This window comes from Alcaligenes faecalis, assembly GCF_002443155.1.
Classification (GTDB): Bacteria; Pseudomonadota; Gammaproteobacteria; order Burkholderiales; family Burkholderiaceae_B; genus Alcaligenes; species Alcaligenes faecalis.
In genome coordinates this window covers 2,867,420-2,892,482 of the sequence record NZ_CP023667.1, presented here as the reverse complement: position 1 = coordinate 2,892,482, position 25,063 = coordinate 2,867,420, and the positions used below count along the sequence as shown (strand labels likewise).

Genomic DNA, 25,063 nt, shown 5'->3' with positions numbered 1-25,063 from the left:
ATGAGCACATTTCCTGATCCTTCCTTGAATCCGATTCAACGTCCTACCCTGGATTGGGTGGTGAAAAAGCCTTGGCGCTTGATTGCTTTTGGTGGCGGTACTGGCGTATTGCGTCCAGGGCCGGGCACTTGGGGCACGGTGCTGGCCTGGGTCTTGTGGGTCTTGGGTCTGCATGTGCTGACCGACACGCAAATGGCCATTTTCTTGCCGGTCACCTTTTTCATTGGTTGTTGGGCTTGTCACCGCACAGGCTACGATCTGGGTGTGTCCGATCACAGCGGCATGAACTGGGATGAGATGGTCGCTTTCTGGCTGGTGCTGTGGCTGATTCCGCAGACCTGGCTGGCACAGGGCATCGCATTCGTTTTATTTCGTTTCTTTGATATTCTCAAACCACCGCCGATCCGCTATTTTGATCGTCGTCTGCATAATGGTTTTGGCGTTATGTGGGACGATCTCCTGGCGGCAGGCTATACCTTGTTGCTGATGGCTGTCTTGGTACGTTTTGGAGTTTTCTCATGAGCGATTACGAGCACGGCAATGCCGCCCTGGCCCTGGGGCGAGCCCTTAAAGATCGCGGCTGGATGGTCGCCTGCGCCGAGTCATGTACAGGTGGCCTGCTGGCTGCTGCCTTGACGGACCTGCCCGGTTCCAGCGCCTGGTTCGAGCGCGGTCTGGTCACCTATAGCAACAAGGCCAAGGTTCAGGAACTGGGTGTGAACCAGGACACCCTGGATCGCTTTGGTGCAGTCAGCGAAGAAACCGCCATGGAAATGGCGGCGGGTGCGCTGGAAGCTACAGCAGATGCAGAGCTGGCTATTTCCACGACCGGCATTGCCGGCCCGGACGGAGCCACCGCGGGCAAGCCGGTTGGCCTGGTGTGCTTTGGTTTTGCACAACGCCGGGGCGACGGTATTGTGACCCGCGCCTCTGCCCGTATCTTTGATGGAGACCGGGCCCAAATCCGTCAGCAGGCCGTGGAATACGCCTTGGCCAGTGCGCTGACCATGCTCAATCCCGCCTGATTGCTCAGGCCGGCAACATCAAACCCAGCTGCCTGGCGCTCGAACGTAGTTCGGGCAGGCAGCGCTGGATCAATTTCTCTTCTGTATCCTGCCAGTCCTTGATGCTGATGCTCATCCCGGCCACGACGCGCCCGCTGGCACTGCGCACGGGTACGCCAATTGCCGTCAAACCTAGCTCCAGCTCTTCCTTGATCAAGGAATAATCCTTTTCCTGTACCTGCTTTAATTCGCGCAGCAAAGCCTCGCGAGTATGGGCGGTGTATTGCGTCATGATCTTGAAGGGAGCCAGCTCCAGATAGGCGTCCAGCCTGTTTTGTGGCAACTGCGACAGCATCATGCGTCCGATCGAGGTGCAATGGGCAGGCAGTCGGCTACCCAGGCCCAAAGACACAGTCAGCACACGCTGTCGTTGTGCACGTGCCAGATACAGGATCTCGTCCCCATCTAGCAAGGCCAGCGCACAGGTTTCACCGACACGATCACTTAAATCGTCCAGTATGGGTTGGGCCAGACTGACGATGGAGGTCGACGAAAAATAGGCATGACCCAGTTGCAAAATCGCCGGGCGCAGTTTCCAGAACGCACCTTCCTGCTCCGCATAGCCCAGGGCTTGCAGGGTATAGAGGCAGCGTTGCACCACTGCCCGCGCCAGGCCTGTTTTCAGAGCAATTTCTGCGGCCCGCAATGGTCGTCTTCTGTCTGAAAAAGCCGTAATTACCTGCAGGCCACGGGCCAGCGACTGCATATAGTCCGGGTCACCCTTGTAGCTGTTGGGGGCGGGACCTGTCTCTTTATTCGTTGTCATTGCTCAGTAAGGGGCAAGGCCTAGTTTTGTTCGATTAACGAACCTGATGGGATTCACAAGAATTATCGATGATAAATTGTAAAAAAAACAAGACTTAGCAATTTAATAATCAAGTTCGATTATCGAACAAAATAAGTTTGGAGTGATTCATGAAAAAAGTGCTCGCCCGTAAAGTGGCTCCTCTGCTGGCCGGAATGGGTCTGTTGTTTTGTTCCTTGGGTGCGCAAGCCGCGTACCCGGACAAGCCTATCCGTCTGGTTGTGCCCTTTACGCCGGGTGGCGTGACTGACGTGATTGCCCGCGGTGTTGCGCAGCAAATGTCCAAGGATCTGGGCCAGATCATCATTGTGGAAAACAAGCCCGGCGCCAGTGGCATCATTGCTACGGACTTTGTCGCAAAATCCGCCCCTGATGGCTACACCGTCTTGCTGGCCGCGGTGGGTCAGGCGGTGGTGAACAACCACCTCTACAAGAAACTGCCTTACGATCCCGCGCAGGACTTGACGGCTGTTTCGCTGGTGGCCGAAGGGCAGAACGTGCTGGTGGTAAATGCCAAGCAAAGTCCCTTCAATACGGGTGAGGAGCTGATCAGCCACGCTCGCGCCAATCCCGAAGATCTGACCTATGCGTCCTTTGGTAATGGTTCGTCCTCGCACCTGTCGGCAGCGGCCTTTACCACGATGGCCAATATCGATGTTATCCATGCTCCCTACCGTGGCAGCGCACCGGCCATGACGGACCTGCTGGGTGGTCACATCTCCTTCATGTTCGACAGCATGGGCACAGCGATTACGCACATCAACGCTAACACCGTGCGTCCCTTGGCCGTATCCGGTCCCGAGCGTTCCTCCTTGCTGCCAGAGGTTCCTACCTTCGCAGAGCTGGGTCTGGACCAGGGCTATAACGTGACAGCCTGGTTTGGTTTCCACGTCAGCAGCGGCACTCCGGCTGAAATTGTCGAGCGTCTGAGCCAGTCCATGAAAACCGTTAGCCAGAATGCCGAATTTGTTGAAACCTTCCGTCGCCAGGGTGTGGACATCATTTCCTCTACCCCTGCTGAATACGCCGAGTTCCTGCGTCAGGAAGACGAGAAGTTTGGCAGCCTGATCAAGCAAGCCAATATCACGCTGGACTAATCGTTTTTTGAATGGAGCACTGTAACGTGAGCGATCAGCACGCCTCGCAGGCGACGCGTCCTGCCCCTTTGGATGGCATCCGGGTTCTGGATCTGACACGCATTCTGGCTGGTCCATGGTGCACACAGAACCTGGCTGACCTGGGGGCCAATGTCTACAAGATAGAACGGCCCGAAACCGGCGACGATACACGCGCCTGGGGCCCGCCCTTTTTACAGACACCTGAAAAGGAAGATACGGCTGAAGCGGCCTACTACTTGTCGGCCAACCGTAACAAACAGTCGATCAGCCTGGACATTGCCAGCCGGGAAGGGGCGGATGTGGTGCGTGCCATGGCACGGGAATGCGACATCCTGGTCGAGAACTTCAAGGTGGGCGGCCTGGCCAAGTACGGCCTGGACTACGCCAGCCTGAAAGAGATCAACCCCCGTCTGATCTACTGCTCGATTACCGGCTTTGGCCAGACAGGCCCTTATGCCGAGCGTCCGGGTTATGACTTCATGATCCAGGCCATGGGCGGCATGATGAGCCTGACGGGCGAGCGTGATGACAAGCCCGGCGGTGGTCCACAGAAAGCGGGGGTTGCGGTGGCGGACCTGATGACGGGCATGTATGCCACCAGCAGCATTCTGGCCGCCTTGTTTGAACGTTCGCGCAGTGGCTTGGGGCAGCATATCGACATTGCTCTGCTGGACTGTCAGGTTGCCATGCTGGCAAACCAGAACATGAACTATCTGGTCAGCGGTCAGGCACCCAAGCGGGCGGGCAATGCGCATCAGAATCTGGTGCCGTATCAGGTGTTTCCGACGGAAGATGGTCACATCATTGTGGCTATCGGTAATAACCGTCAGTTCGCGGCTTACTGCGAAGCGATTGGTCACCCGGAGATTGTTGAGGATTCGCGTTTCAACATTAACAGTCAGCGGGTCAAGCACCGGGATGAGCTGGAGCAAATCCTGAGCGCCGCAATGCAAACACGTCCTAGTGCTTATTGGCTGGACGCCCTGGATAAGATTGGCGTGCCAGCCGGGCCTATCAATGATCTGCATGGTGTGTTCTCGCACCCGCAGGTCCAGGCCCGGAACATGCGGATCGAGCTGGACCACAGCCAGGCTGGCAAGGTCAGCATGACGGCCAGCCCCATGCGTTTTTCAGATAGCCCGGTGTCCTACCGCATGGCTCCACCGCAGTTGGGCGAGCATACCGAGCAGGCGCTGGAGAGTTTGCTGGGGGCGGATAGCCTGGAACTGAAGCAGTGGCGTAACCGGAACTAGATTGCGTAGTTCAAAATAAAAAGCCCCGCTCGTTTGGGATTGAATCCAAGTGAGTGGGGCTTTCTTGTATCTACACTAATTGCTGTCGCTGTCGCTGTCGCTGTCGCTGTCGCTGTCGCTGTCGCTGTCGCTGTCGCTGTCGCGATCCCCGGACTTGTTCGACAAGCCGGGAGGGCCATCAATCAACGCTGCTTGTTGCGTGCGTCATTAATGGCATTGCGCGTAGCAATTGCTGCAGCTTGTGCGGCATCACGCCAGTCATCGCCACGGCTGGCGTACAGAATGGCACGCGAGGAGTTGATCATCATGCCGTTGCCTTGGGAGTCCATACCAGCGGCAACCGTGGCGACCACGTCGCCACCTTGCGCGCCAATGCCGGGCACCAGCAAAGGCATGTCACCAATACGGGCGCGCACTTTGCCAATTTCATCAGGGAAGGTTGCGCCCACCACCAAAGCACATTGGCCGTTCGTATTCCATTTCTCTGCCACCAGGCTGGCTACGTGCAAGTACAGTGGGGTGCCGTCGGCCATTTCCATGAATTGCAGGTCCGAGCCGCCGGGGTTAGAGGTGCGGCACAGCACGATCACGCCCTTGTCCTTGTGCTCCAGATACGGCTCTACCGAGTCAAAACCCATGTAAGGGCTGACGGTGACGGCATCTGCACGGTAGCGCTCAAAGGCTTCGCGCGCGTACTGCTCGGCTGTCGAACCCACGTCCCCACGCTTGGCATCCAGAACGATGGGCAGGTGAGGGTAGCGGCTGCGAATGTAGTCGCACAGGTCTTGCAACTGATCCTCGGCACCCTGAGCGGCAAAGTAGGCAATCTGCGGTTTGATGCCACAGGTGTAGTCGGCGGTGACGTCCACAATCGTTTTGCAGAACTCGTAAATCGCGCCGGGTTTGTCGGCCAGCTCCAAAGGCAGGCGGGCAGGGTCTGGGTCCAGACCCACCATCAGCATGGATTGGTTGTCCGTCCAGGCACGGTTCAGTTTTTCTATGAATGTCATGGGAATCAGGAAAGTAAACGGCTATACAAAAAGCTGAGCCAGACGGCACCAGCAAAAATAAGGGACAGCAGCACGGCAGCACTGGCCAGATCCTTGGCCCGCCCGATCAAGGGGTGGTGCTCCAGGGTAATCGTGTCGGCCAGGGCTTCCAGGGCCGAGTTCAGCAGTTCCACCACCAGCACAAAGATCAGTGTGCCCAGCAAGACCAGAATCTCCGCCGGGGTTTGTCCCAGCCAGAATGCCAGTGGCGTCAGGACGACGGCCAGTGCCAGTTCCTGGCGAAAGGCAGCCTCATGGCGCAGGGCGGCGGCCAGGCCTTGCCCGGAGTAGCGCAAGGCATTGAACAGGCGGCCCAAACCACCTTTGCTTTTGAATGGAGAGTCTGACATGAAGGAAGCTGCTGATTGAAGTGCCCTGATTATAGGGGTTTGCTTGGACGAAAAAAAACCGGATGGAAAAATCCATCCGGTTTTTGTACTAAAAGCGTGGCGATCAGGGCAGAAGTGATCAATTTCCGCCCGGATCGGGGTGCTGATGTGTGGCTTAGAAGCCGCCCATACCACCCATACCACCCATGCCACCCATGTCAGGCATGGCTGGAGCAGGTTTGTCTTCCACGATTTCGGTTACGGCCACTTCGGTGGTCAGCAACAGGCTGGCGATCGAAGCTGCGTTTTGCAGAGCAGTACGAGTCACCTTGGTTGGGTCCAGAACGCCTTGCTCGACCAGGTCACCGTATTCGCCAGTAGCGGCGTTGTAACCGTAGGTGCCGGTGCCGCTGGCTACTTGGTTGACAACCACGCTGGCTTCTTCGCCGGCGTTGGAGACGATGGTGCGCAAAGGAGCTTCGATAGCACGCAGGATCAGCTTGATACCGGCGTCTTGGTCGGTGTTGTCGCCTTTCAGTTGGGCAACAGCTGCGCGGGCACGAATCAGTGCAACGCCACCGCCAGGAACGATACCTTCTTCGACGGCTGCGCGAGTAGCGTGCAGGGCGTCTTCAACGCGGGCTTTCTTCTCTTTCATTTCGACTTCGGTGGCAGCGCCAACGCGAATCACGGCAACACCGCCAGCCAGCTTGGCCACGCGCTCTTGCAGTTTTTCACGGTCGTAGTCGGAAGTGGACTCTTCGATCTGAACGCGGATTTGTTTCACGCGAGCTTCGATGTCGGTGCCATTGCCAGCGCCGTCGATGATCGTGGTGTTTTCCTTGGCCACTTCAATGCGCTTGGCCTGACCCAGGTCGTCCAGAGTCGCTTTTTCCAGGGACATACCGGTTTCTTCGGAGATCACGGTACCGCCAGTCAGGATAGCGATGTCTTCCAGCATGGCTTTGCGACGATCGCCAAAGCCAGGAGCTTTAACGGCGGTAGTCTTCAGAATGCCACGGATGTTGTTCACAACCAGAGTAGCCAGGGCTTCGCCTTCCACGTCTTCAGCAACGATCAGCAAAGGACGGCTGGTCTTGGCAACTTGTTCCAGAACGGGCAGCAGATCACGGATGTTGGAGATTTTCTTGTCGAAAATCAGCACAAACGGATCGTCCAGAACAGCAACTTGCTTGTCAGCGTTGTTGATGAAGTAAGGGGACAGGTAGCCGCGGTCAAACTGCATACCTTCGACCACGTCCAGTTCGTTTTCCAGGGATTTGCCGTCTTCAACGGTAATCACGCCTTCTTTACCCACTTTGTCCATGGCATTGGCGATGATCTCACCAATGGAGTGGTCGCTGTTGGCGGAGATGGAACCGACCTGAGCAATTTCTTTGCTGGTGGTGCAAGGACGGGACAGTTGACGCAGTTCGTCAACCACAACGCCCACGGCCTTGTCGATACCGCGCTTCAGGTCCATTGGGTTGATGCCGGCGGCAACAAACTTCAGGCCTTCTTCAACGATGGCTTGAGCCAGAACAGTAGCGGTAGTGGTACCGTCACCGGCATTGTCGGAAGTCTTGGAAGCAACTTCTTTAACCAGTTGAGCACCGATGTTTTCGAACTTGTCTTTCAGTTCGATTTCTTTGGCAACGGACACACCGTCTTTAGTAACGGTAGGAGCGCCGAAAGAGCGGTCCAGAACAACGTTACGGCCTTTAGGGCCCATGGTGGTCTTAACAGCGTTGGCCAGAACGTTAACGCCGCGCACGATGCGGGTACGTGCGTCGTCGCCGAAGTAAACTTGTTTTGCGGTCATGGTTTGAATCCTATTGAATTTTCGTTGGCGGTACTTATTCGATCACGGCGAAGATTTCTTCTTCGCGGATCACCAGCAGCTCTTCGCCGTCGATCTTGACGGCCTGGCCGGAGTATTTGCCAAACAGAACTTTGTCGCCGACCTTCAGATCCAGCGCCAGAACCTTGCCGTCCTCGGTTTTCTTACCGGGGCCAACGGCCAGGATTTCGCCTTGATCGGGCTTTTCAGTCGCGCTCTCGGGGATAACGATACCGGAAGCGGTGGTGCGTTCGTTGTCCAGACGCTTGACGATCACACGATCGTTCAAAGGACGCAGTGCCATGGAGAAACTCCTGTTTAAAGATGACTTTAGTTGTTGGTCCGATTGTGGGGGCGAGGCGTTTTAGCACTCAACCCCTTCGAGTGCTAATTATAGGGACGACTTTTCTAATTTCAAGAGCACCAGGGTCAGGCTGTTACATATTTGTCCTGGGGCGTGAAGTAGGGGGGAGGGAAACGCCGGGTTCTGGTGCGTGTCTGGACTTGGACTCACATTAATAAGGCAAGCTCAGTTAAGCTGGCCGCTTTCGATCATGAACGGTCGGGCATGATTGAACGCTAGGCTTTCCTTCTGTCTAGTTGGATTTCTACGAAAACAAGGTAAATGTCCAAGCTCAACCTATTCAACGTCTATCTCCAACGCTGGGGGGCTCAGGCCGCTGGCAAGCCGTTCAGTACCGCGACCAGCGATCTTCTGCCTGTGTGCCTTAGGGGGAAGTTGGAGGGGCAGCCGGCGATGATCAAAATCACACGAGATCTTGACGAGCGCATCGGCGGCCAAGTGCTGCAATGGTGGGCAGGTGATGGCGCGGCGCATGTATATGCCCGCGACCCGGACTCAGGAACACTGCTGATGGAGCGTGCAACAGGATCGAAGGATCTATTGCGTATGGCTTTAGAGGGGGAGGATGATGCAGCGACCACCTGTATCTGCCATGCCCTCGAACAATTGCACTCAAACAGACCTTCGGCCCCACCTGACAGTCTACGCCCCCTAAGTGATTTTTTTGAATCGCTTGCACCGATGGCACAGCAAGAGGGCGGTCTGATGGCTGAATGCGTAATAGTGGCCAATGAGCTGCTACGTGATCAGCGCGAGCAGGTCATCCTGCACGGGGATGCGCACCATAGCAATATCCTCGATTTCGATCAGCGTGGATGGCTGGCAATAGATCCCAAGCGCGTCACTGGTGAGCGCTATTACGACTACGTAAATGTGCTGTGCAATCCTGACCTTAAAACGAGCACCAATCCAGCGCGCTTTGCACGGCAGTTGTCGGTGGTCATTGACGTTGCAGGCCTTGAGCGTCAACGCTTGCTCAGATGGGTTATGGCTCATGCCGCTTTGTCAGCTGCCTGGTTTCTGGAGGACGGATTGCGCGTCGAGGCCAGCAAAGAGCTGGCCGTTGCGGATATCGCTCGACAGGCCTTAGCTTGAGGTTTCCATCCCAACCTTGTTACCCGTACTCAAGGCGATCAGCTTGCTCATGGTGTTGAAGTTGCGTGTCGTCGCAACGACCTTGAGCTTTCTCTCGATGAAATTATTGTTCGCTTTCAGGTCTCGATACCGGGTCGCACACACGATATAGGCGATGTCATCAATAACGCGGACTTGATCCGGTGCGTGCTCCAGGGCGTGGAAGGCATGCCGCAAGGCGCTGTCTGCCGGGGAGCGCAGCAGGGTGAAATATAGCTGGCTGGGGCTCTGGTCCTTGAAAGGATTGTTCGCCATGACTTGCATGAAATAAGCCGGCGTTCGGGCGATAACCTGAATATCTCCGCCCAGCTTGTTCTTGATGGTGTGGTGAACCAGTTGCTCCAGCTCCGGCTGTTCCAGCTCTGTGGACACAATCACATTGCCGCTTTGTATATAAGTCCGGACTTCTTTCAAACCCGCTGCTTCCAGAGCCGCACGTAGGGGTGCCATCAAGACCCTGTTCTTGCCGGTGGGCATGACGCCGCGCAATAAAAGAATCTGCGTATTCATGGTGTGTGCTGGCCGTGAAGTTGGGGTGTTGCCGTGCGGGCGGGAGTTTCAGTGCGCTATTTTATGCTGTATTAAAAAACAGTGGTGAGTTTGGTTTTCAAGGCTCGTCAGTCTGCATTGTGTGAGCATCACGGCTGGTTGGTGCAGATGTTGCGTCGGCGGTTTAGTGGTAATACGGACCCGGGCGCATGACGCCTTCGTGAGGAGCCTCATCAAAAAAACAGGCCGATTTCCCTAGGAATTCGGCCTGTTTCTTGTTGGGCTGATGGCATTTGGATGTGGCGAGTTATTCAGCCTGGTGCAGTAGCCTGCAGATTGCTTAATCCGCCTTTACGTCGTTTATGCCCGTTTGCTCAAATCCGGTGCAGGTGTGGCTGGTAGTAAAGGATCAATCGCACGGCACAGAGCCAGCAGTTGATCATCTGCACCGATACCGGCCTCAATCAACATCCCCACTGGCAGACCACCCGACAGGCCGATAGGCAGGGAAATACCCGGTGCGCCCAGGTTCGAACCCAAGTCGGTACGAGAGATGTAAGTGTTGAACGTAGGCACAGCCTTGCCGTTCATCATGGTGGTTTCATCATCGCCAATCGGGCAGGCGGTCAGCGGACTGGTTGGGAAGATCAGGCCACCCACATTGGACTGGCGCAGCAGGTCTGCATAGGCTTGCTGCATCAGGGGGCGGTCTACATTCAGCGCTTCTTCGTAGGCTTCCTGGCTGATGGTGTAGTCGCCCGTAATGGCGTCGAAAATCTCTTTCACATCGGGGCTGTGAATGCCAGCAATCAACTCGTCCAAGCTAATGTCGTACTTGTTTTCGGCCAGGTACAAAGGCAGGTTCTGCAAGGTTTCATACAGCACAATCGGCATGCCGACGCGGGCATTGATCTTCAGAGCCGGAGACAGGTCTACATCGACCAGCGTGATACCGGCTTTTTGCAAATCATCCAGAAACGCCAGGGTCACGTCGGCCACACCGGCATCCATATCCTTCCAGAAGCTGTCACGGGGTACGCCCAGACGCAGCTCCTTCAAGGAAGGAGTGGCAATCACAGTGGGGGCCTTCTGGCAGAGCAGGCTGTCCAGCAAGCTGATGTCAGCCAGACTGCGAGTCATGGGGCCTGCTGTATCGCGGGTAGGGGACAAAGGCACAATGCCCTGGCCCGAATAACGGCCCACTGTAGGACGGAAACCGTACAGGCCGCAAAGCGCGGCAGGTAAACGCACCGAAGCGCCCGTATCCGTGCCCAGGCCAGCCGGGAACTGACGAGCTGCCACAACCGTTGCAGTGCCACCGGAAGAGCCGCCGGGAATACGACTTGGATCATAAGGGTTGCGACTGGGGCCCGTAGTGGCGTTATTGGTCGTAATCCCAAAAGCCAGTTCGTGCATCACGGACTTGGCGGGCAGCACGGCACCGGCCTTGCGCAATTGTGCGACTACATCTGCATCTTTCAGCGGCACGCGACCTTGCAGGGCGCCGGTGCTGGACGTGGTGGGCATGTCCGTGGTGTTCAGGTTGTCTTTCATCACCAAAGGCACACCGTCCAGCGCCAAGGCTTCGCCACGGGCGCGGCGTGCGTCAGACTGATCGGCCTGCTGGTAAAACAGCTCTGAATCCAAATGTGCCAGACCGCCCAAATGGGCCATTTCTTGTGACTGTTTGAGCAGCTCGTCGGCAATCTCACGGGCGCTGAACTGGTTTTTTTCCAGACCTGCCAGCAGTTCGCTGGCGCTAAGTTCGGTAAGTGACATGGGGTCTCCTGGGGAGGCGTGAACGCCCCCGGCTTTTGCTGTGATAGTCCTATCAATCAGCATCTAACGGGGCTGTCTTGAAAAAAGAGACTGTAAGGGTATCAGCAAGCAGGAGGAATAACTCAGGACGCCTTCCAAACGACCTTGTTGCGGCCAGCATGCTTGGCTTCGTACAAAAGCCGGTCAGCTTGCTCAATGGCCTGGTTGATGTCGCCATTGCTGTTTAGCTGAACCACACCGAAACTGGCCGTCAGCGTATGCGCCGTGGCCGGGATATGCAGATTCATCACACTGCTGCGCAAACGCTCGGCAACCAGCACGGCGGTATGCAAGCTGGTGCTGCGTATCAGCAAGACAAACTCCTCGCCCCCAAAGCGGGCTGCCAAATCGTCCTGGCGAACCGTGCGAGCCAGTAAGGCCCCGAACTCCTTCAAGGCCCGATCGCCCGCCACATGGCCCCAGGTGTCATTGACCATCTTGAAGTGGTCCAGATCGCAGGTCATGACCGCCCAGCCGCTATGTCCATACAGCTCCAGCCGTTTTTTGACCTGCTCGAAAAAAGCACGACGGTTCAACAAACGGGTCAAAGGGTCCCGGCTGCGCTCATGATCCAGCGTCTGCACAATCGACATGGCCGTACTGGTCAAAATAGCCAGCGCGACCCAAATGCTGATGAACATATTGGTCGCCAGCATCAAGAGCCAAAACCCGGAGCGGGTCAGCTCTGGCTGCATCTCGCGAGGGATCAGTGTGGCCAGCGCAAATACACGAACAAAGGCATAAAGCAAGGCTGTCAGGTAAGAGGCCCGCAACAGCGTTGCCAAAGGAATCGTGCGTGACCTGCCGGACAAGATCGACTTGATGGGCAAAGCAACCAACAAGGCCAGGCCCCAGTTCAGAATTTGTAAACGCAGCCAGAGATCATCATCAATCTGGGAAAAATAAAAAAGCAGCCCCAGCGTGACGAGGACGATTACTCCAGCCAATCTGGGATGAGCACGTCCGCCAAAACGTAAAGCGACCCCATGAGACAAGGCCCAGACACCATATAAATACATAGCAGACAAGGGCAGAGTCCAGCGGGCGAGTTGCTCATTGGGCATCAGGCTATGGATCCCCATAGGAATAGCCGTGGAGATATACCCCGAGGCAATCCAGAGCAGGTAACGGTGATCGCGTAGACGGCTCCAGCAGTAAATCATCGCGATGCCCAGCAATGCCGCGCAGGCAGGGACGATCAGAACGAAATACTGGTTGGGAGAGGACACGGTGTGTTCGCGTGCATTAAGAAGAGTTGAAAACTGGCGTTACAACAATTGTAACGATATTGCTGCAGGGCAGACGCTTATCGATTGAGAACAAACAGTTTAATCAGAGAAAAGAGGAAGTTTTGATCTGCTTTATGAGCCGGTTTCCGTTAAGGGAAGGCTGCGCAGAATGAGAAGGACAGACAAGGGGAAGGATTGTTTACCTAAGCTAAACAAAAAATCAGGAATACTTTTCAAAACCACACCGAAAACAGACAGTTGAGACAGCCCACCTCCAACTGTATTTTTCATGGCAGGAAATTGAGCCACGAAAAATACCCCTGAATCCATCATCAATTAGCTCATAGAGCGGCATTACAGTTACGTTTCGCCCTCAAATTGCTCACGATGCCAGCCACTTGGAGCCCTGCCTGGGTGTCGGGGCGATTCGGAGTACTTGCCGCGGTCAGGAGATAGCGTAGGGGTGCAAGCGCCCTGTTGTTTGACCGGGGCGCTTGTGGTTCGTCCGGGGGACGAACCACCCCGGGAGTTCAGGGTGCGCCCGTAGCTATCTCCTGACAAGGGCACCGGTGCGCAGCACCGGCAAGTGCTCAGCCCGGACACCCAGGCAGGGCTCCAAGTGGCGTCTTTCTGCCAAGGTGGAGTACTGAACAAACGACATTACGCCAGCAAACGGCAAGGCAACCCAAGCGTTCTATTGGGTTGTTTAATTTCCGAGCTGACATATGACCTTAAAAAGACATATATCTTCTCTTACCTGCGTTTATTTTCAGAGCACCAGAACAGCAAAAAGAAGCGGGGGGAGCGCTCAAACGGCCCCCCCCCATCTTCAAAACAGCCCTTCCGCAATTACTGCGCTGTCTCAACCAGCACCAGCTCAGCATCCTCCAGCGCCTGAATTTCCAGCGTCGTTTCATTGCGAATCGCCGCTCCATCACGAGCATTCAGTTCCAGCCCATTCACCGAAACCCGCCCCGTGGCAGGCACCAGATAAGCCAGATGCTCGGCAGGCAAAGACAAAGTCGTGCTTTGACCTTTTTTCAAGGTCGCTCCCAGCACACGAGCCTGGGCACGAATCGGCAAAGCCTCCGCGTCACCCTCGAAACCACTGGCCAGGGCCACAAACTGCCCCGAACGCTCATCCTTGGGGAAAGGCTTGGCACCCCAGGCAGGCGGCAAACCACGACGCTCTGGCTGAATCCAGATCTGGAAAATCTGCGTCGTGCCATTTTCCAGGTTGTACTCCGCATGGCGAATACCCGTGCCGGCACTCATTACCTGCACATCGCCCGCTTCCGTACGACCTTTGTTGCCCAAACTGTCCTGGTGGCTGATCGCCCCTTCACGCACATACGTAATGATCTCCATATCGGCATGATCGTGAGGCGGAAACCCGGTGTTGGACGCAATCGTGTCGTCATTCCAGACACGCAGGGCACCCCAGCTCATGCGAGCGGGATCGTAGTAATTGGCAAAAGAAAAATGGTGCTTGGCGTCCAGCCAGCCGTGGTTGGCGCCGCCCAGTTCATTAAAAGGCCGATGTTCAATCATGATGCGCTCCTTAATATTGGATACTAAAAAGAATTCTAAGCGTCTAGCTGATTGAATAAAATAGAATCAATAGCATAGAATTCATTCCAAAATTGACATGAAAACACTTCCTGATCTACAGGCATGGGCCATCTTCGCCACCGTGGCGGAGACCGGCTCTTTTGCCCAGGCAGCCGAAGTGCTGGGTCTGTCCCAGCCCACTGTCTCCAAGGCAATCACAAGATTGGAAAAACAGCTGCACGTATCGCTGTTTCACCGCACCTCCCGACGCCTGTCCCTGACAGAAACCGGGCAAGCCAGCCTGGAGCAGGCCCAGGCCGTTCTGGCGGCCGGACAAAGCGCCGAAGCCCTGGCACGCGACCAGAAAGAAAGCCTGCAAGGACGCATCAAAATTGCTGCTCCCATGTCTTTCGGGCTGGAGCATCTGGCCCCTTTGCTGCCAGCCTTCATGGAAAAGCACCCGGCCGTTCTGCTGGACCTGCACTTTAACGACGCCCAGGTGAACATTGTTGAACAAGGCTTCGACATGGCCTTGCGTATCTCGACCATGGATGACTCCAGCCTCCTGGTGCGTCGCCTGTGCAATCTGCGCTTGCGCCTGGTCGCAGCCCCCAGTTACCTGGCCAAGTACGGCAGACCCACTCACCCCAGTGACCTGGCCCAGCATATGAGCCTGCGCTACGCCTACGAGCGTCGTGGTAGTGTCTGGCGCTTTCAGCAAGGGGAAGAGTATTACTCCCAAACCGTGCCCTGCGCCTTGCAAGTCAACAACGCTCAAGCTTTGATCCCACCCTTGCTCCAGGGCCTGGGGCTTAGCGTGCTGCCCCAGTTTCTGCTGGGCGATATGGTCGAGCAAGGGCAACTGGAGGTCGTATTGCCGCAATGGGATCTACCCAGCCTGACCTTGCATCTGCTGACGCCTCCGGGTCGGTCCCGCTCGGCTCGAGTGCAAGCCTTTATCGACTTTCTGGTTGCCGGATTTGAACAAGCACCCTGGGCCGATACCGGCCAGTAAGAGACTGCTTACGTTTTGCCGCTAGACTGTCTGGTCCACTCTTGTTTTCTAGGAGATCACTATGGATAAACGTCCTCCCTTGCCACCTTTCGATCTGGAGAGTGCTCGCCAGAAAGTGCGTGCTGCCGAGGATGCCTGGAATAGCCGCGACCCAGTCAAGGTTTCGCAGGCTTATACCGTGGATACGCGCTGGCGCAATCGCAGCGAATTTCCACAGGGACGCGATCAGGTTCAATCTTTTTTAGAACGCAAATGGCAAAAAGAACGCGAATACCGTTTGATTAAAGAACTCTGGGCCTGGCATGAAAATAGAATTGCCGTGCGTTTTGCCTACGAATGGCAAGATGAATACGGGCAATGGTGGCGCAGTTATGGAAATGAAAACTGGGAGTTTGATGAGAATGGCTATATGGCAGTGCGCCATGCCAGCATTAATGATCTGGACATTACCGAGTCCGAGCGCAAATTCCATTGGCCCTTGGGGCGACGCCCCGACGAGCATCCCAGCCTGAGTGAATTAGGCCTGTAACATCCGGCCCGGATACTGGCGGATCTGGGCTATCGTGATGAATAAACAGCCATAAAAATAAAAGTCCGGTTTGCGCTTTGCAAAACCGGATTTTTTTTAAATATTGAATCTTTATGCCTCGTTCTTGGCGCGCTTAAAAGAATGATGGGCAAACTATTGAAGTTTCCCTGTTCGCAATCAAAGACATGCGGGCAGATAAATGGTTTAGTGTTGGGTTAGCTTCGTTCATCTCCAAGGAGTCATCTATCATGAATCACCCTGCTGGCCTGGATACGGCCGCCGTGGATCGCACTGGGCCTTCCAGTCATTATTCCCGCTTGATCGAGCAAGCTCGCAAAGAGCACAGCCGGATTTGTGTGGTGGCTCATCCCTGCGACGATGTGTCTCTGGGAGCCGCCTTGCAGGCACGGGCTCAAGGCCTGTTCGAGATCGTGCTGGTTGGCCCGCAGGCCCGTTTGCATTCCGTGGCGGCAGAGCATGGTTTGAGCCTGGAAGGGGTAACCTTGATTGATACCCCTCACAGCCATGCCTCGGCAGAGCGCGCCGTCGAAGAAGTACTGGCCGGACGCGCGCAGTTGCTGATGAAAGGCAGCCTGCATACGGATGAACTGATTCAGGCCGTGCTTTGCACCCAGGGCAAAGGCTTGCGCACGGGCCGCCGCCTGAGTCATGTGTTCATCATGGATGTGCCCAGCTATTCCGAACCCTTATTCGTGACGGATGGCGCCATCAATATCTTCCCCGACCTGAGCACCAAGGCAGATATCGTGCAGAACGCCATTGATCTGCACCACGGTCTGGGCCTAGGCACACCGCTGGTCGCTATCCTGTCTGCGGTCGAGCAGGTGACGGAAAAAATCCCCACCACACTGGAAGCCGCTGCCTTGTGCAAGATGGCTGACCGTGGCCAGATTACGGGTGGAGTGCTGGACGGCCCCCTGGCACTGGACAACGCCATCAGCCCCGAAGCGGCGCGTATCAAGGGTATTGTGTCGCCCGTCGCTGGCAAGGCACAGATTCTGGTGGCGCCCGATCTGGAAGCCGGCAATATGCTGGCCAAGAACCTGACTTTCCTGTCTGGTGCGCAGGCTGCCGGCATTGTGATGGGCGCTCGTGTGCCGATTATTCTGACCAGCCGTGCTGATAGCGCCCAGACCCGCATGGCATCGTGCGCCGTCGCCAGCATTTACGCAGGTTATCTGGAGCGTAAAGTGGCTGTGGAGGCCAAGCACTCATGAGCGAGCAGATTCTGGTCATTAACGCAGGCAGTTCCAGCCTGAAGTTTCATATGTACAAGGTTCAGCCGGGCGACCAGCTGGACTTTGAATTTGGCGGTCAGGTTTCGGGCATTGGCAGCAGCCTGCCTGCGTTCAAGGTCAAGGATGCGCAAGGTCAATCCATGGTCAAGCAGGACCTGGATGGCGAGCAGGCCAAGGACTTGCATACGGCTCAGGCTTTGGTGGCACGCTGGTTGCTGGAGCATGTCGATGGTCGGCCTATTGCGGTTGGCCACCGCATTGTGCACGGGGGCGCCCGCTACGACAGCAGTGTGCCCCTGACGCCGCAGGTGCTGGAGTATCTGGACAGCCTGTCGCCCTTGGCACCGCTGCATCAGCAAAACAATCTGGCCCCTGTCCGCGTGATCTTTGAACACTACCCGGAAATTTTCCAGGTTGCATGTCTGGATACGGCTTTCCACCAAGGGCATGTTCCGTATTTGCAGCATTTTGCCTTGCCGGAGCGTTTTTTTGAGCAGGGCGTGCGCCGCTATGGTTTTCACGGCTTGTCCTATCACTATATTTCCCAGCACCTGCGCCGCGAAATGCCCGAGCTGGTCGATGGGCGTGTTGTCGTTGCCCACCTGGGTTCCGGCGCATCGGCTTGCGCTCTGAAAGAAGGCCGCAGCGTTCACACCACCATGGGTTTTACGGCGCTGGATGGCTTGCCGATGGGCACACGACCAGGGCGTCTGGATGCCGGTGTGGTCTTGTGGATGCTGGAGCAGGGCATGGAGCACGACGAGATCCAGTCTGTGCTGTATACCCAATCCGGTTTGAAAGGCCTGTCCGGTGATCAGGCAGATATGCGCGCGCTGGAGGCTTCGGATGACCCTCGTGCCAAGCTGGCAGTGGAGTACTTCTGCTATCACACGGCAGAGAATCTGGCGGGTTTGTGCGTGGCCTTGAAGGGCCTGGATACCTTGGTGTTCACGGCGGGGATTGGCGAGCACAGCCCATCCATTCGTGCAGGCATCGCCAGGCACCTGGAGTGGATGGGGGTGGAGATTGATCCGGTTCGCAATCAGGCTGGGGAAGCCGTCATTTCGACAGGCGACAGTCGGGTCAAGGTCCTGGTCATTCCCACCAACGAAGAGCGGGTTATCGCCGAGCAATCTCTCGCCTTGGTGAGGAAAAGTTCATAGCACCACCGCGGCGGTTTGAAGCCCCGGCCTCAGTCCGGGGCGCGTTCCCGCGTGATTTCCGCTTGTAGCCATTGTCGAAATGCGATCAATGGTGGGTAGTCGCAGCGTCCCGCCGGACAGGCCAGGTAGTAAGCCTCCGTGTTCAGGCAGGGCGAGTCCAGAGCTAGAACCAAGTCACCGCGACTGAGCTCCTGTTTGAACAGAAATGTGGGCAGTAAGGCAATTCCAAGGTTGGAGATAGCTGCTTGTGTAATCAGCGCAAACTGGTCAAGCAGCATGCCGTGAATTTTCACGTTGCCCACACCGTTGGCATTGAACCATCGCTCCCAGGCATCGGGCCTTGAAACCAGATGCAGTAAAGGTGCCTTGAGCAAGTCAGCTGCCGTCTGGAACTGATAGTGCTCGCGAAGGGCGGAACTGCAGGCAGGTACCACGGTTTCTGACATCAGAAAATCCAGATTCGCCCCCGGCCAGTCGGGCAGGCCGTAATGGATGGCGGCATCCACATTTTCCATTTGAAAGTCAAACGGTTGCAGGCGCGTTAGCAGGTTAATGGTGATGCCGGGGTATGCAGCCACAAACTCTGGCAGCCGGGGGGCAAGCCAACGAGTCCCGAACGTGGGCAGGATGGCCAGGTTCAGCGTTCCGCCATGCGGATTGGCTTTGAATCCCAGGGTGGCGTTGGCAATGCGTCGAAGAGCATCGCTTAGCTCTTGGGCGTAAGTGCTACCCGCCTGAGTCAAACGAACCGTCTGGCGTTCTCTGACGAAAAGTTCCGCGCCCAATATTTCTTCCAGCAGTCTGATCTGTCTGCTGACGGCGCTTTGGGTCAGATTCAGCTCGCCCGCTGCTGCCGTGAAGCTGCCCAGCCGGGCGGCGGCTTCAAAGGCAATCAGGACGTGCATGGGAGGAAGAAAACGTTTGGGAATGGACATGCTGGTTTGCTAAGGGAAAACGTTTAGTCATTCTATTTAGGAATGACTTGAGTTGGAATCATCGTTTGACCCCTCTTGCCTCTGCTCACAGAATGAGGTGCAAGATTGCTAAGTATTTCAGGCTTATAAGATGACGGGCTTCCGCTGGCTGTGGTGTGAAGGAGTGCATACGAGTACACGGAAGTGATTCACTAATGGACTGACCTTGCCTTGTCGACAGGTCATGCAATTTGCTGGCGGTTCTATGGACACCTCTGTTTTTGTTTCTAAGGACGAAATCCGTTCCCGTTTCTCAGGCGCCATGTCGGCCATGTATCAGCAGGAGGTGCCGCAGTACGGGGCCTTGTTGAGCCTGGTGCACGAGATCAATGCCAGTGTGCTCAAGCATGACCCAGCATTACGCAGCGCCTTGCAGCAGCAGTCGGAGTTGACCCGTCTGGATGTGGAGCGCCATGGCGCCATTCGGGTTGGTACAGCGGCGGAGCTCAAAGGGATTGCAAAGATTTTTGCCGTCATGGGTATGTATCCCGTTGGTTATTACGATCTGTCGGTGGCGGGTGTACCCGTCCACTCCACCGCGTTTCGCCCTGTGGACGACCATGCGTTACAAACCAATCCCTTCCGGGTGTTCACCTCTTTGCTCAGACTGGAGCTGATAGAGGATGCGAATCTGCGAGCGCAGGCAGCTGCAATCTTATCGCAACGGACTATTTTTCCCTCAGGGTTGCTGGAGTTGGCGGAACAGGCGCACATGTCTGGTGGCCTGACCGAACTGCAGGTCACGGAGTTTGTGGCTGCCGCCACCGCCGTTTTTCGCTGGCATCGCCAGGCGACTGTCGATCAGGACACGTATCGCAAGTTGCATGAGGCACATCGTCTGGTGGCCGATATTGTTTGTTTCAAGGGCCCCCATATCAATCACCTGACTCCCAGAACCCTGGATATTGATGCGGTACAAGAGGCCATGCCCCAACGGGGGATCCCTGCCAAAGAACTGATTGAAGGCCCACCGCGCAGGCGCCATCCCATCCTGTTGCGCCAAACCAGTTTCAAAGCCTTGGAGGAGGAGATTGAGTTTGCCGGTCAAGCCAGGGTAGGGTCTCATACCGCACGTTTTGGTGAGATAGAGCAACGTGGCGTGGCTTTGACCCAGGCGGGCCGGGCACTTTATGACTCCTTGTTGGCGCAAGCCAGAGATGCCGGGCAGCAAGCCGCTACTACACAGACGTATGCCGAACGTCTCCAGCACGTGTTTGCTCAGTTTCCAGATGACAGCGATGAAATGTACGAGCGTGGGCTGGCTTTTTTTCGATTTGAACCACGGGACCCTGCTATCTGGCAGCAGGAACTGGCTGCCGGCCGGCCCTGGAATCTGCCTGATTTGATCAAGCGCGGCGTAGTCGCATTGAACCCCATTACTTACGAGGATTTTCTGCCAGTTAGCGCGGCGGGGATTTTCCAGTCCAACTTGGGTGATGCTGAACAGAGAAACTATGTATCGCAAGCGGCTCGGTCTGAGTTTGAACGCGATCTGGGTGGCCCCGTGCTGGATGAAATTGAACTTTACCGCGCTGCTCAGATGCGTTCCGAGCACGCCTTGCAGCAACGTTTTCTGGCGGAGTCGAGGTTATGAACGCGGACGGGCGCAGCCATGGACTCTGGCAGGCATCAGCTCCAGCCCCTGTGGCCTGCCAGCGTTTACAAGGCCAAGTCCAAGCGGATGTTGCAGTTATTGGCGCTGGATTTACCGGCTTGTCCGCAGCCCTGAATCTGGCACAGGCTGGAGCGCGGGTGGTGGTCCTGGAAGGGGCGCAGATCGGCTTTGGCGGATCGGGACGAAATGTGGGGTTGGTCAATGCTGGCTTGTGGCTTGAGCCAGAGACGTTGCTCAAAACCTTGGGTTCTTATTACGGGGGCCGCCTATTGCACTTGTTAAGCGGGGCGCCGGCTGCTGTGTATGAATTGGTAGCCCAACACCGGATTGATTGTCAGGCCGTGCAGAATGGTACTTTGCACTGCGCGGTCGGCGCGGGTGGCCTTCGCAACATCCGGAAGCGTTGGCAGCAATGGCAAGCTCTCGGGGCGCCGGTGGAGTTGCTCGATCACACACAGGCTACGGCGGCAACGGGAACCACCGCCTATGCGGGTGCCTTGCTGGACCGGCGCGCGGGCACGCTCCAGCCTTTAGCCTATGTTCGAGGACTGGCGCGGGCAGCGATCACGGCGGGGGCCCGCATTTGCGAGCAAAGTGCCGTCAGGCGGGTTGAGGATGGCCGCACGCACTGGGTGTTGCAAACGCAGGACGGGGAGGTGCTGGCACCTTGGGTCATTGTGGCGACCAATGCCTATACCAGCGATATCTGGCCAGCCTTGCCCGCAGAACTGGTGCGTCTGCCTTATTTCAATGTGGCCACGCAACCGCTGGATACTGCACTGCGCGCTCAGATTCTGCCGGGGGGGCAGGGAGCGTGGGACACGCGTTCGGTTTTATCCTCGTACCGCTTCGATCAAGCCGGTCGCCTGGTGTTTGGCAGTGTGGGGGCATTGCGCGGACGCGGACAAGCAATACATAAGGCGTGGGCGCAACGCGCATTGCAGCACTTGTTTCCGGCCTTGAAGCACGTGCAGTTTGATTATGAATGGTATGGCTGGATAGGCATGACGTCGGATGCCGTGCCCCGCCTGCATCAGCTGGGGCGACAGGTCTTGTCATTTAGCGGCTACAACGGGCGTGGCATTGCTCCTGGAACGGTCTTTGGACGTGAGCTGGCGCATCTGGTTTTGGGGCGGATCAAGGTGGAAGAGCTGCCTTTACCTCTGTCTCCGCTCAAGTCGGTCCCGTGCAAGCCTGTGAAGGAGGCCGCTTATGAATATGGCGCACAGTTGGCGCATCTTGTCGGTGCCCGCAGCGCCCAAGGGCGGCGTCGGTCTTGAAGGCAGACTTTTTTGAGGAATGGGCGTGCTTCTGAAAGCCGATATTCCGCATTTTTTATGGGGTACACGTATGACTTACACAAGCATGACGCAGACAAGCGAACTGGCCCATTCCACCCTGGCCCAATTGGGTGTGACGGCTGCGCTGGATGTTCAAGGGGGAATGTCGGTGCGCTCGCCTATCGACGGGGGCATTCTGGCCCATCTGCGGCCTCACAGCAGCGAGGAGCTTAGCAAGGCGATTGCTCGTGCCCATGATGCCTGGCAGGTGTGGCGTACCGTGCCTGCGCCGGCACGAGGTGAGCTGGTTCGACTGCTGGGCCAGGAGCTGCGGGCCGAGAAGCAGGCTTTGGGCCAGTTGATTTCCCTGGAGGCTGGAAAGATTACGAGTGAGGGCTTGGGTGAAGTCCAGGAAATGATTGATATCTGCGACTTTGCGGTGGGTTTGTCCCGACAGCTCTACGGTTTGACGATTGCCTCTGAGCGGCCTGGTCATCGCATGCTGGAAACCTGGCATCCATTGGGAGTGGTCGGGGTGATCACCGCTTTTAATTTTCCCATGGCGGTGTGGGCCTGGAATACTGCGCTGGCCTTGGTGTGTGGCGATGCCGTGATTTGGAAGCCCTCCGAAAAAACACCCTTGTCCGCCCTGGCGTGCCAGGCTGTATTTGAGCGGGCAATGGCGCGGTATGAGGCCGGGCCGGCGCACCTGAGCCAAGTGCTGATTGGTGGGCGCGAAGCCGGAGAGCTACTGGTTGATGATCCTCGGGTGGCGCTGGTGTCGGCCACCGGCAGCACACGGATGGGTCGGGAAGTGGGGCCTCGTGTGGCGCGTCGTTTCGGGCGCGTTTTGCTGGAACTGGGGGGCAATAATGCCGTTATTGTCACGCCTAATGCGGATCTGGATCTGGCGGTCCGGGGGATTGTCTTTGCGGCGGTCGGGACGGCGGGGCAGCGCTGTACAAGTACCCGACGCTTGATTGTGCATCGTAGTGTCAGTGAGCAACTGGTAGAACGGCTCAAGCAGGTGTATGGCAAGCTCAGGATTGGCAATCCGTTGCAGGAAGGAACGCTGCTGGGACCTTTAGTCGATCGGGCCTCTTTTGAGGCGATGCAGACTGCACTGGATGCGGCGCGTGCTCAAGGGGGGCGGGTTAGCGGTGGAGAGCGGGTGCTGGAGGATGAGTTCGCATCGGCCTATTACGTCAGACCAGCCATCGTGGAAATGGACAGCCAGACCGATACGGTACGGCAGGAAACCTTTGCACCTATTTTGTATGTGCTGCGCTATGAGAACCTGTCCGAGGCACTGGCGCTGCAAAACGATGTTCCGCAAGGCTTGTCGTCTGCCATTTTTAGTAATGACTTGCGTGAAACAGAGGAGTTTCTGTCGGTCAGTGGTTCGGACTGCGGTATTGCCAACGTCAATATTGGTACTTCCGGGGCGGAGATCGGTGGCGCCTTTGGTGGGGACAAGGAAACCGGCGGGGGCCGCGAGTCCGGTTCCGATGCCTGGCGTGCCTATATGCGCCGGGCGACCAATACCATCAACTACTCCCGAGAATTACCCTTGGCGCAGGGGGTGAAGTTTGACCTCTGACGCTGCCTGAGTGTTCGGACGGAGGGTCCTGGGCGATGATCGGCGGGGCCTGGCTGTTGGGTGACGTGCGCCTATAGCAAGCGAAGCATATCGTCGGGGCGCACCGGGCGGGTCAGAACTGCCCCGCCATTGAATAAAAAGCGAGGAGACAATAATGACCATGCCTGAACAGGCAGGCCAGGGTGCGCTCGCGCACGGCCTGAACTCAAGACAGATGTCCATGATCTCTATCGCGGGGATCATTGGTGCCGGACTGTTCATTGGATCAGCCAATGCCATCGCGAAGACCGGGCCGGCAGCGGTACTGTCCTATATCTTGACGGGAGCATTGGTGCTGCTGGTCATGCGGATGTTGGGCGAGATGGCTGTCGCCAATCCTGATAGCGGCTCATTTTCCACCTATGCCGCGCGGGCGATCGGGCCCTGGGCGGGTTTTTCCATTGGCTGGCTGTATTGGTGGTTCTGGGGCTTGATCATTCCCGTTGAAGCCATTGCCGGGGCCTATATCTTGCATCAATGGATGCCGGATATCCCTTCGTGGCAGTTTTCCATTGTCATCATGGTCGCCTTGTCGATGACCAATCTGTTTAGTGTCAAGAATTTTGGCGAGTTTGAGTTCTGGTTTGCCTTGATCAAGGTGCTGGCCATCATTGTGTTCATTGTGGCCTGTCTCTGCGCCCTGACCGGCTTCTGGCCCTGGGTTGACGGGGGGAAGGTGCCGATGATTCCCGTGTTCAGCAACTTCGCGCCGCAAGGCATGGGCGCCGTGCTGGCGGGTATCCTAATTACGATGTTTTCATTTTTTGGGGCGGAGATCGTGACGATTGCCGCCTCCGAAACTGATAACCCGCAGGAAAAGATACGTAAGGCGACCAATCTGGTGGTCTACCGTATTTCCCTGTTTTATGTGTTGTCGATTTCCTTGATTGTGCTGATCGTCGGTTACGACGATCCCAGGCTGATGCAGGTAGGGTCATTTCAGCGCACGCTGGAAGTTCTTCGCTTGCCTGGAGCTAAGCTAGTTGTGGATGTAGTGGTACTGATTGCGGTGACTTCCTGCATGAACTCCGGCTTGTATACGGCCTCTCGAATGATTTACTCCCTGTCCGTCCGTGGTGATGCTCCTGCTTGTATTGCCAGGGTATCGTCCAAAGGTGTGCCTTATAACGCCGTACTTGTATCGACCTTGGCCGGTTTTGCAGGCTGCCTGGTGAACTATCTCTTGCCTGGACAGGTGTTTTCGTTCTTGCTATCCACAACGGGTGCGATTGCCCTGATCGTTTATTTGGTGATTGCTGTGTCCCAGCTACTGTCGCGTCGCCAGGCAGAAAACTCAGGCATAGATTTGCCATTCAAGATGTGGTTTTTCCCCTGGCTGACCTATTTGTCCATCGTGCTGATCTTGGCGGTGCTGGTGTATATGGCGATGGTGGAGGCGTACCGCTATCAGTTAGCCATGACTTTGGGTGTGAGCGCGTGTATTGTGCTGGCGGCATTAATGAGGCTCAGGCGCGGTTCAGCACGGGGCCGGTCTGTCAGGCAGCAAGAGGCGTCGTGATCTTATACGGTGCCTGCGGCAAGACGT

At 56.5% G+C, this 25,063-nt stretch carries 24 protein-coding genes; 13 read left to right on the top strand and 11 right to left on the bottom strand.

Annotated features, from left to right (window positions below; genetic code table 11):
* Window positions 1-522, top strand: a complete 522-nt coding sequence (locus CPY64_RS13590; RefSeq protein WP_035275669.1) for a phosphatidylglycerophosphatase A family protein — start codon at window positions 1-3, stop codon at window positions 520-522.
* Window positions 519-1,025, top strand: coding sequence for a CinA family protein (locus CPY64_RS13585; RefSeq protein ID WP_026485462.1), 507 nt, complete (start codon window positions 519-521; stop codon window positions 1,023-1,025). Before CPY64_RS13590 ends, CPY64_RS13585 begins: the two co-directional genes overlap by 4 nt.
* A gap of 4 nt (window positions 1,026-1,029) precedes the next feature.
* On the opposite strand, the gene CPY64_RS13580 is transcribed toward CPY64_RS13585, so the two are convergent.
* Window positions 1,030-1,830 carry an IclR family transcriptional regulator domain-containing protein gene (locus tag CPY64_RS13580; RefSeq protein ID WP_042488788.1) on the bottom strand — a complete coding sequence of 267 codons (801 nt, stop codon included), beginning with the start codon at window positions 1,828-1,830 and terminating at the stop codon, window positions 1,030-1,032.
* A 149-nt stretch (window positions 1,831-1,979) separates the two neighbouring features.
* Between CPY64_RS13580 and CPY64_RS13575 the strand changes: the two genes are divergently transcribed.
* Both CPY64_RS13575 and CPY64_RS13570 read left to right on the top strand, forming a co-directional pair.
* Complete coding sequence (locus CPY64_RS13575; RefSeq protein WP_042488785.1) at window positions 1,980-2,966, top strand: Bug family tripartite tricarboxylate transporter substrate binding protein; 987 nt, start codon at window positions 1,980-1,982, stop codon at window positions 2,964-2,966.
* Window positions 2,967-2,977: 11 nt separating this feature from the next.
* On the top strand, window positions 2,978-4,240 hold the full coding sequence (locus CPY64_RS13570; protein WP_042488782.1) for a CaiB/BaiF CoA transferase family protein: 1,263 nt from the start codon (window positions 2,978-2,980) through the stop codon (window positions 4,238-4,240).
* 182 nt (window positions 4,241-4,422) lie between these two features.
* Here the strand turns inward: CPY64_RS13570 and pyrF are convergent, their stop codons facing one another.
* From pyrF to CPY64_RS13550, 4 genes are all read right to left on the bottom strand, one after another.
* Complete coding sequence (gene pyrF, locus CPY64_RS13565) at window positions 4,423-5,250, bottom strand: orotidine-5'-phosphate decarboxylase (RefSeq protein ID WP_042488778.1); 828 nt, start codon at window positions 5,248-5,250, stop codon at window positions 4,423-4,425.
* A 5-nt stretch (window positions 5,251-5,255) separates the two neighbouring features.
* On the bottom strand, window positions 5,256-5,639 hold the full coding sequence (locus CPY64_RS13560; RefSeq protein WP_042488775.1) for a diacylglycerol kinase: 384 nt from the start codon (window positions 5,637-5,639) through the stop codon (window positions 5,256-5,258).
* A gap of 154 nt (window positions 5,640-5,793) precedes the next feature.
* On the bottom strand, window positions 5,794-7,440 hold the full coding sequence (groL, locus tag CPY64_RS13555; RefSeq protein ID WP_042488773.1) for a chaperonin GroEL: 1,647 nt from the start codon (window positions 7,438-7,440) through the stop codon (window positions 5,794-5,796).
* 34 nt (window positions 7,441-7,474) lie between these two features.
* Window positions 7,475-7,762 (bottom strand): co-chaperone GroES, encoded by a 288-nt coding sequence (locus CPY64_RS13550; protein WP_009454802.1) that lies wholly within the window; start codon window positions 7,760-7,762, stop codon window positions 7,475-7,477.
* A 321-nt stretch (window positions 7,763-8,083) separates the two neighbouring features.
* On the opposite strand from CPY64_RS13550, the gene CPY64_RS13545 reads away from it, so the two are divergent.
* A complete protein-coding gene (locus tag CPY64_RS13545; protein ID WP_042488770.1) occupies window positions 8,084-8,917 on the top strand; it encodes an aminoglycoside phosphotransferase family protein in 834 nt (277 codons plus the stop codon).
* Here CPY64_RS13545 and CPY64_RS13540 read toward each other — a convergent pair.
* From CPY64_RS13540 to CPY64_RS13520, 5 genes are all read right to left on the bottom strand, one after another.
* On the bottom strand, window positions 8,909-9,466 hold the full coding sequence (locus tag CPY64_RS13540) for a DUF1697 domain-containing protein (protein ID WP_042488768.1): 558 nt from the start codon (window positions 9,464-9,466) through the stop codon (window positions 8,909-8,911). The two genes, CPY64_RS13545 and CPY64_RS13540, sit on opposite strands and share 9 nt — an antisense overlap.
* A 339-nt stretch (window positions 9,467-9,805) precedes the next feature.
* The gene (iaaH, locus tag CPY64_RS13535; protein WP_052363035.1) at window positions 9,806-11,224 is read right to left on the bottom strand and encodes an indoleacetamide hydrolase; all 1,419 of its coding nucleotides are present in this window, start codon (window positions 11,222-11,224) and stop codon (window positions 9,806-9,808) included.
* A 122-nt stretch (window positions 11,225-11,346) separates the two neighbouring features.
* A complete protein-coding gene (locus CPY64_RS13530; RefSeq protein ID WP_042488765.1) occupies window positions 11,347-12,492 on the bottom strand; it encodes a GGDEF domain-containing protein in 1,146 nt (381 codons plus the stop codon).
* A gap of 132 nt (window positions 12,493-12,624) precedes the next feature.
* Window positions 12,625-12,825 (bottom strand): hypothetical protein, encoded by a 201-nt coding sequence (locus CPY64_RS13525; RefSeq protein WP_009454811.1) that lies wholly within the window; start codon window positions 12,823-12,825, stop codon window positions 12,625-12,627.
* 516 nt (window positions 12,826-13,341) lie between these two features.
* A complete protein-coding gene (locus tag CPY64_RS13520; protein WP_042488761.1) occupies window positions 13,342-14,043 on the bottom strand; it encodes a pirin family protein in 702 nt (233 codons plus the stop codon).
* A 97-nt stretch (window positions 14,044-14,140) separates the two neighbouring features.
* On the opposite strand from CPY64_RS13520, the gene CPY64_RS13515 reads away from it, so the two are divergent.
* The 4 genes from CPY64_RS13515 (at window position 14,141) to CPY64_RS13500 (ending at window position 18,009) form a co-directional block, all read left to right on the top strand.
* On the top strand, window positions 14,141-15,058 hold the full coding sequence (locus tag CPY64_RS13515) for a LysR family transcriptional regulator (RefSeq protein WP_042488758.1): 918 nt from the start codon (window positions 14,141-14,143) through the stop codon (window positions 15,056-15,058).
* Window positions 15,059-15,119: 61 nt separating this feature from the next.
* Window positions 15,120-15,587 (top strand): nuclear transport factor 2 family protein, encoded by a 468-nt coding sequence (locus CPY64_RS13510; RefSeq protein WP_042488755.1) that lies wholly within the window; start codon window positions 15,120-15,122, stop codon window positions 15,585-15,587.
* 248 nt (window positions 15,588-15,835) lie between these two features.
* The gene (locus CPY64_RS13505; protein ID WP_042488752.1) at window positions 15,836-16,825 is read left to right on the top strand and encodes a phosphate acetyltransferase; all 990 of its coding nucleotides are present in this window, start codon (window positions 15,836-15,838) and stop codon (window positions 16,823-16,825) included.
* On the top strand, window positions 16,822-18,009 hold the full coding sequence (locus CPY64_RS13500; RefSeq protein WP_042488749.1) for an acetate/propionate family kinase: 1,188 nt from the start codon (window positions 16,822-16,824) through the stop codon (window positions 18,007-18,009). The genes CPY64_RS13505 and CPY64_RS13500 overlap by 4 nt, the downstream gene beginning before the upstream one ends.
* 29 nt (window positions 18,010-18,038) lie before the next feature.
* Here CPY64_RS13500 and CPY64_RS13495 read toward each other — a convergent pair whose 3' ends face one another.
* Entirely contained in the window at window positions 18,039-18,944 is a 906-nt protein-coding gene (locus tag CPY64_RS13495) for a LysR substrate-binding domain-containing protein (protein ID WP_042488746.1), read from the bottom strand.
* A gap of 244 nt (window positions 18,945-19,188) precedes the next feature.
* Here CPY64_RS13495 and hglS point away from each other — a divergent pair, with 244 nt between their 5' ends.
* The 4 genes from hglS to CPY64_RS13475 all read left to right on the top strand — a co-directional run bounded on the left by hglS (window position 19,189) and on the right by CPY64_RS13475 (window position 25,036).
* Window positions 19,189-20,577 (top strand): 2-oxoadipate dioxygenase/decarboxylase HglS, encoded by a 1,389-nt coding sequence (gene hglS / locus CPY64_RS13490; protein WP_042488879.1) that lies wholly within the window; start codon window positions 19,189-19,191, stop codon window positions 20,575-20,577.
* Window positions 20,574-21,878 (top strand): NAD(P)/FAD-dependent oxidoreductase, encoded by a 1,305-nt coding sequence (locus tag CPY64_RS13485; RefSeq protein ID WP_042488743.1) that lies wholly within the window; start codon window positions 20,574-20,576, stop codon window positions 21,876-21,878. The genes hglS and CPY64_RS13485 overlap by 4 nt, the downstream gene beginning before the upstream one ends.
* 70 nt (window positions 21,879-21,948) lie before the next feature.
* Complete coding sequence (gene amaB, locus CPY64_RS13480) at window positions 21,949-23,478, top strand: L-piperidine-6-carboxylate dehydrogenase (RefSeq protein WP_096917430.1); 1,530 nt, start codon at window positions 21,949-21,951, stop codon at window positions 23,476-23,478.
* Window positions 23,479-23,632: 154 nt separating this feature from the next.
* A complete protein-coding gene (locus CPY64_RS13475) occupies window positions 23,633-25,036 on the top strand; it encodes an amino acid permease (RefSeq protein WP_042488740.1) in 1,404 nt (467 codons plus the stop codon).
* Window positions 25,037-25,063 lie beyond the last annotated feature (27 nt).